General features: G+C 40.1%; 7 protein-coding genes. All 7 read right to left on the bottom strand.

Going from position 1 to position 7,349, the window contains the following annotated elements:
* Nucleotides 1-409 (bottom strand): aminotransferase class I/II-fold pyridoxal phosphate-dependent enzyme (locus VK541_RS20375; RefSeq protein ID WP_324372302.1); only part of this gene is annotated, 409 nt, incomplete at its 3' end.
* Between the two features lie 163 nt (nt 410-572).
* A complete protein-coding gene (ftsZ, locus tag VK541_RS20370) occupies nt 573-2,207 on the bottom strand; it encodes a cell division protein FtsZ (RefSeq protein WP_324372301.1) in 1,635 nt (544 codons plus the stop codon).
* 128 nt (nt 2,208-2,335) lie between these two features.
* Complete coding sequence (ftsA, locus tag VK541_RS20365; RefSeq protein WP_285054820.1) at nt 2,336-3,694, bottom strand: cell division protein FtsA; 1,359 nt, start codon at nt 3,692-3,694, stop codon at nt 2,336-2,338.
* A gap of 2 nt (nt 3,695-3,696) precedes the next feature.
* Nucleotides 3,697-4,608, bottom strand: coding sequence for a cell division protein FtsQ (locus VK541_RS20360; RefSeq protein WP_324372300.1), 912 nt, complete (start codon nt 4,606-4,608; stop codon nt 3,697-3,699).
* Nucleotides 4,601-5,953, bottom strand: coding sequence for a UDP-N-acetylmuramate--L-alanine ligase (gene murC, locus VK541_RS20355; protein WP_324372299.1), 1,353 nt, complete (start codon nt 5,951-5,953; stop codon nt 4,601-4,603). The genes VK541_RS20360 and murC overlap by 8 nt, the downstream gene beginning before the upstream one ends.
* Nucleotides 5,953-7,068 (bottom strand): undecaprenyldiphospho-muramoylpentapeptide beta-N-acetylglucosaminyltransferase, encoded by a 1,116-nt coding sequence (murG, locus tag VK541_RS20350; protein ID WP_324372297.1) that lies wholly within the window; start codon nt 7,066-7,068, stop codon nt 5,953-5,955. Before murG ends, murC begins: the two co-directional genes overlap by 1 nt.
* Nucleotides 7,069-7,079: 11 nt before the next feature.
* Nucleotides 7,080-7,349 (bottom strand): FtsW/RodA/SpoVE family cell cycle protein (locus VK541_RS20345; protein ID WP_324372296.1); only part of this gene is annotated, 270 nt, incomplete at its 5' end.

The raw sequence follows: 7,349 nt of genomic DNA, 5'->3' as shown, positions 1-7,349 counted from the left end.
ACTCACCATCATAAACAATTACATCATTTCGATCCACAAGGCTATCTATAATAGAAACCATGCCCTGATATCCATAATTTAAAAGAAATGCATCAGGCTTGCCAACAAATGCGGCAAGTTGCTGCTCCAGCTGCTCATGGTATTTCGAATTTCCAGACATCATCCTGGCCCCCATAGGATAAGCCATTCCAAAATCTGCCGCACCCTGCTGGTCTGCCTTTCTAACTTCAGGATGATTTGCCAATCCAAGATAATTGTTTAAACTCCATACCAAATGTTCTTTACCCCGAAAATTCATGTGAGGCGCAATATCACCCTCTAGTTTAGGAAATGAAAAATATCCGTGAGACCATTTCTGATGCTGCCCGATCGGGCCCATATGCTTCGCTATCTTTTCAAAAATATCCAATGTTATACGTATTTAGTTTTTTTATTTTTTTGCAAATTTAGGTTTTATAGAACGGATAAACAATTGTTGTTAATTGCCTCTTCTACAGAAAGTTCAATAAGATAAATAAAACTAAGGCCCTAGCAATTTTTTGCTAAGGCCTTAGTTTTATTTTGATTTGAAATTAGTCGACATTATCATGTAAAAACGAATTATTCGGTTTGATCTCTGTAGATCCGTCCTCATCGTTGCTCAAAGTAAACCTTGATACCTGTGACTCAGAAGAATGCTGAACCTGCTGCAATTGCATTTGCTTACGCTTGTAAGCAGGTTCATTTTCCAGTTCCTGTAAACCATTGCTTGTCCTTAATTTCATGCTAAGGTCTTTTAACCTTAAAATTCTTTCCTTGGACTTTTTAAGCTGATCTTCTATTGAATCATCACTTTTATCATCATCTGCACCAGGTTCGATGATATCTTCTGCCTGAGGCTCAGCATCATTATTAAACACTTCGGCCGGTGTTTCAAATACAAAATCAGTTTCAGCAACCTTAATTTCAAACTCAAATCCAGATTCCTGGTTACTTTCCTGAACAGGAGCTTCCTCTTCTACCAACGTATGCCTGACTACTGAATTCTCAGGTCCCTGCCCGGATTTATTCTTATTCCCATTAAAAAGATCACCAAAAAGGTCTGATTGTTTTGTCTCCTCTTTAGTTTTCAAAACAGGCTCATGAGCATTAACTTCAGCTTTTTGTTCTATAAATGAATTGACCGCCTCAACAGGTTTTATCAAGGGCGCCTCTTCAGGGGTAAGCAGGGATATTTTTTTGACATTTTTCTTATCCTCTTCACGCTGCTCTTTAGTCTGAAATCCGGTAGCAATGATAGTCACTGATAATTTATCACCGAGATTTTCATCAATGCAGTTACCCCAGATCAAATCAGCAGATAATCCCGCTTTGTCCTGGATATAGTCAGTAATTATGGTGACCTCGTCCATCGTAACTTCCCGCAGTCCGGAACTGATATTCAACAGGATGTATCTTGCGCCTTCAATTTCATTGTCTTTTAACAAAGGTGAAGCCAAAGCCCCTTCAACAGCATTTAAAGCTCTGCTTTCGCCCTCACATGCGAAACTGCCCATTATGGAAACTCCGCTTTCTTTCATCACCGTACGCACATCTTTAAAATCAACATTGATATAGCCCGGTACAGTTATGATTTCTGCTATTCCTTTGGCGGCAGTGGTCAATATATCGTCTGCCTGCGCAAATGCGGAACCCAAAGTCAGGTTACCAAAGATCTCACGCAATCTGTCATTAGAAATGACAAGATAGGAATCCACATACTTCTTTAGTTCCTCCAGACCATCATTTGCCTGCATCTTACGTCTCTTACCTTCAAAGGCAAAAGGCGTTGTAATTATAGCAACAGTAAGTATATCAAGTTCTTTAGCAGCTTTAGCGATAATCGGACTGGCACCTGTTCCGGTACCACCACCCATTCCGGCCGTTATGAACAGCATCTTGGTAGTGCTGCCCAGCATTTGTTTAATATCGTCAATATTCTCGATCGCTGAATTCTTGCCTACCTCGGGAATTGATCCTGCACCCATCCCTTCAGTTAAACTGGCTCCCAGCTGCACTTTATTAGGTATTGGACTTGACTCCAGAGCCTGGGCATCTGTATTACAGATGATGAAATCGACACCTGTAATTCCCTGACGGTACATATGGTTCACCGCATTACCACCACCGCCACCAACACCAATTACCTTGATGATTGATGACTTATCTTTTAACATTTCGAACTGCATATCTTTATGAATCAGTTATTTAAAAATTCGTTTTACCTGTTCATCTCTCTATGTAATATTAAGAATTTTTAACAGGCGTTTTCCACAAATGTTAATAATGTGGAAAAATCATAATTTGTTGAAAAATATTAAGGTTTTATATAATCTTCATCGCTTACATTCATGTCATCTTTGATGAAATCCTTAGTTTTAGCTAAGAGCTTATCAAACAAGCCGCCTCCTGACCGCTTTGATTTTTCTTTATCTTTAGGCCGTTCTACAAAAACACCCGGCTGTTTCATCTCTTCAAGCAATTCCTCCGCTTTCTGAATCCCCTTGATCAACAGACCAACACTAGTTGCGTACATTGGACTTTTCAGATCGTCATAAACTGTTTTAGGCATCTCATCGTACTTAGATAAATGCTCATTTGGATATCCTACACGGCAATCTAATCCTGTAACATATTCTACCAATTGAGAGAGGTGTTTTAACAAGGCACCCCCGCCGGTGATCACTACCCCGCCAATCAATTTCTTTTCATACCCTGAGGATTTGATCTCATAATATACATGCTCAATGATTTCTTCCATGCGAGCCTGAATCACATAAGCAAGGTTTTTTACGGAGATCTCCTTAGGTTCACGTCCTCTTAAACCAGGTACACAAATGATTTCATTTTCTTTATTCTCTTCAGCAAGGGCAGACCCAAACCGGGTCTTTAACAGCTCCGCCTGATTCCTCATTACCGAACAACCTTCCCTGATGTCCTCGGTAACACTATTGCCACCGAAAGGAATTACTGCAGTATGACGAATGATTCCCTCATGAAATATTGCTATATCTGTTGTACCACCCCCTATATCAACCAAAGCTACTCCAGCTTCTTTTTCTTCGTCACTCAACACCGATTCAGAAGAAGCCAGAGGTTCAAGTATCAATTCCTGAGTTTGTAACCCGGCATTGGTTACACATCTCATGATATTTTTAACAGCGGTCACCTGACCTGAAATGATATGGAAGTTGGCTTCTAAACGAACACCGGCCATACCTATCGGATCTTTAATGCCCGGCTCGTTGTCTATTGTAAATTCCTGCGGCAAAACATGGATGATCTCTTCACCGGGGGGCATTACCAGTTTAAACATATCATCTATTAATTTGTCAATGTCTTTTTTGCCAATCTCATTATTTAATTCTCTTCTGGTCAAAATGCCTCTATGCTGCAAGCTTTTGATATGCTGTCCGGCAATTCCTACATTAACAACGCGGATTTCAACGTTGGATTGTCCACTGGCAAGTTCTACTGCCTGTGAAATTCCCTGAACCGTTTTTTGAATGTTGGATACTACACCCCTTGTTACACCGGCAGATTCAGCTTTACCAATGCCCAATACTTCTATTTTCCCATGCTGTGTTCTGCGGCCCACAATCACACAAATTTTGGTGGTACCAATGTCCAATCCTACAACTATTGGAGACTGAGTGGTTAATTTTTCTTTGCCCATGATTATATTGATTTGTTGAGTTTATTATTATTTGTTTTTCCAGATATCCCGTTAGTCAGAGAATCCTGTCCTATTTCCTTTGTTTCATTGCTGTCCTTTACAGGCATCTCTTTTTTAACACCCGAGGACAGCGTATCTACCCTGGCCTTCTCGCAGACAATTTGATTGGTGTATTTGATATTTATTGTTTTGTAAGTGTCCCATCCAACTTTAGGCATCGCCTGTTTATAAAAAGCAAGCAAATTCCTCATCTTAACATCAAGGGAATCAGCATTACCTAATATGATCCGCTGATTTCCTACCCTGGGGATCAATTCTATATCATTCTTATCATTTACAAACACCTGCTCGATCTGCGCTTCCCACAAAGTGTCTTGTTTAATGTAAAATGCCGTCTTATACAGATCTTTTGCGATTCCAGTTATCAATGTGTCAACCTTGCCGCTAAAATGTTCCAGTATCTTGCCGTTAGCCACCAGAACATTCGCTGTAAAATTGGACGACACAGGCATTTTCAAACCGTTCATATCAATATAGAAATCCTGATCATTTGCATTGACTACCCTTAAAATTGGCTGCCGCTGCTGAATTTCAATATGAACGGCTCCGTCCATATCCGCATAAACTTTAGCAAAAGCAATAAAAGGATTGCTTTTAATAGTTCTTTCTATTTTCTCAAAATTTATATCATTTAAACGCCGCCCTATTAATGATCCCTGGCCTTGCTTTAAAATGGCATCAATTTCTTCTCTTTCTATAAAATTATCGGCTCCTGGAATGAGTACTTTAACATCAGTACACAAGATATTTTTCTTTTTGATGCCTATGAAACTCATGAGCGCAACAAGACCGGCCAGACAGACCACCCAGCCAAAACATTTAAATACCAGTTTCCAATTAATCCTTTTAAGCATCTGTCAACAAAGTTTTAAGTGGTTGTATCAATGTATCAATATCTCCAGCCCCAACAGTCAAAAGTAAGGCGGGTTTGTTCAGCAGTATCTTTTCAAGCACTGCCTCTTTTTCAAAAATCTCTTTCTTTTCCAATTTGATCTTACCCAGCAGAAATTGTGCGTCGACACCCGGTAATGGCAATTCGCGGGCAGGGTAAATTTCCAGAAGCATCAGCTCATCCACTGTACCCAATACTGCAGCAAATTCATCTGCAAAATCCTTTGTTCTTGAGAATAAATGCGGTTGAAAAATCACGGTTAGCTTCCTGCCCGGGTACAACTGTCTCACCGCATGAAAACATGCCTCCAGTTCTTTAGGGTGGTGCGCGTAATCATCTATATATATATGCTGATCCGTTTTTACAATATATTCAAATCTTCTTTTGACTCCTTTAAAATTAGAGATAGCTTGTTTTATTTTATCACTGTCTATTCCTATTCCAACGGCAACAGCTATAGCTGCCACTGTATTTTCAACATTATGCCTCCCCGGCAACATCAGTTGTATACCGTCGATATTCACTTTATCATCAGCGTAGTCAAATAAAAAGTTTGAGCCCTCAATCCTGATATTATCACCTCTAACAGGCGAATTACCTCCTGCGCTATAATTTATACCATCAATAGGCAAACCTTCTTTAACGAATAATGTTCCATCGGACTTTAATTGCGACGCAAACAAACGAAATGACTCATTGAGCTGGGCAGCATCACCATAAATATCCAAATGATCCGCATCCATTGACGTGATCACCGCGATATCCGGGTGTAAAGTTAAAAAAGAACGATCATATTCATCGGCTTCGACTACAACAACATTATTATCACCAATCAAAAAATTACTATTATAATTAGTGGCTATTCCACCTAAAAATGCGGTACATCCATATCCCGTATCAGTCAGGATATGAGCAATGATACTTGAAGTTGTAGTTTTCCCATGCGTTCCGGCTACTGCGATACAGAATTGTCCTTTACTGATAATACCCAGAACTTCAGACCGCTTCCACATTTTAATGCCGTTTTCTTTAAAACAACCTATGATTTCAGAATTTCCAGGGATAGCTGGAGTATAAACGATCAGATTTTTATTACTGTTAAGAAGGAAATCAGCGGGTATTGTCGTCCCGTCATCATCATAAGTAACGGAAACCCCTTCCACTTCCAAAGCAATTGTCAGATTAGTACACGTTTTATCATAGCCGAAAACTGTGCAATTCCTGCTCAGGAAATAACGGGCGATCGCACTCATACCAATACCACCTATTCCAATAAAATAAACCCTTTGAATGTTTTTCAATTCCATTATCCCCTGCCCTCCTTCCTGGTTAAATTAAAAATCTCTTTTGCAATAATGCTGTCAGCATCCGGAAGCGCCATTTTGCCAATATTTTCAGAAAGCGTTTTGCTTCTATTTTCATCTCTTAAGAGATTCAGGGCCTCTACAATAAGTGCATCCTCAGCAGAACGGTCTGTAATTAAAATTGCCGCATTGTTTTTAACTAAAGCCAATGCATTCTTGGTTTGATGATCTTCCGCTACATTCGGGGAAGGGACCAAAATAACCGGCTTTTTAATGATGCAAAGTTCGGCGATTGTTCCGGCACCCGCCCTTGAAATGATCACATCCGCAGCAGCATAAGCCATATCCATTTTATTCAAAAATTCCAGAATACGAACATTTGGATGAAAATTCGGGCCTAATCTTTCGATGATCCCTTTATAATAATATTTCCCTGTCTGCCACACCAGCTGCACATCTTCCCTAATCAATTTGGAAATATGTTTTTCGACGCTTTTATTCAATGTGCCCGCACCCAGACTTCCGCCGGTGACCAATATTGTTTTTTTAAGAGGATCAAGCTTAAGCAACTCCGCTCCGGCATAATGCTTATTAAAGATGTCAACAACATCCTTTCTTACAGGATTTCCCGTTTTCAGCAAAGTAGCCGATGGAAAAAAAACATGCATTCCATCAAAAGCAACACAAACCTTTGCCGCCTTTTTTCCTAACCATTTATTAGTTATACCAGCATAAGAGTTTTGTTCCTGTATTAAATAAGGAATACCCTTTAATGAGGCTGCAAATAACATGGGAGCAGAAGCATATCCACCCACGCCGACAACAACCTCAGGTTTGAAATCATCAATAAGCTGCATGGCTTTCCTAAGGCTGCCAAGCATCTTAAACGGAAGAGTCAGGTTTTTGGCTATAGAACCTCTTTGGATTCCGCTGATATTTAACCCGACGATTTTATAACCGGCGGCCGGAACTTTTTCCATTTCCATTCTGCCGGTTGCCCCAACAAATAAAATATCACATCCAGGCTCGATGCGTCTGAGCGCATTAGCAATGGATATGGCCGGAAATATATGTCCGCCTGTCCCTCCACCTGAAATTATTATCCTTGTTGGTTCCATTATTTTCTTAATTATGCCATTGCCGGTATTTCACCAATGATTATTTTTTTATTGTTGTCATGTTCTTCCACATCTTTACTCACGCTTAATATGATCCCAAATGCTATACTTGTAAATAACAGTGATGTTCCTCCCATACTGACCAAGGGCAGCGGAACACCTGTGACAGGACCCAGCCCAACCGCAACGGCCATGTTCGCAAACGCCTGTATAGTGAGACTAAAGCTTAAGCCTGCAGCCAACAAAGCCCCAAAAGCTTTAGGAGCTTTGGTCACAATTTT

This window comes from Pedobacter sp., from assembly GCF_035317785.1.
GTDB lineage: Bacteria > Bacteroidota > Bacteroidia > Sphingobacteriales > Sphingobacteriaceae > Pedobacter.
This window is presented reverse-complemented; position numbering and strand designations above follow the sequence as displayed.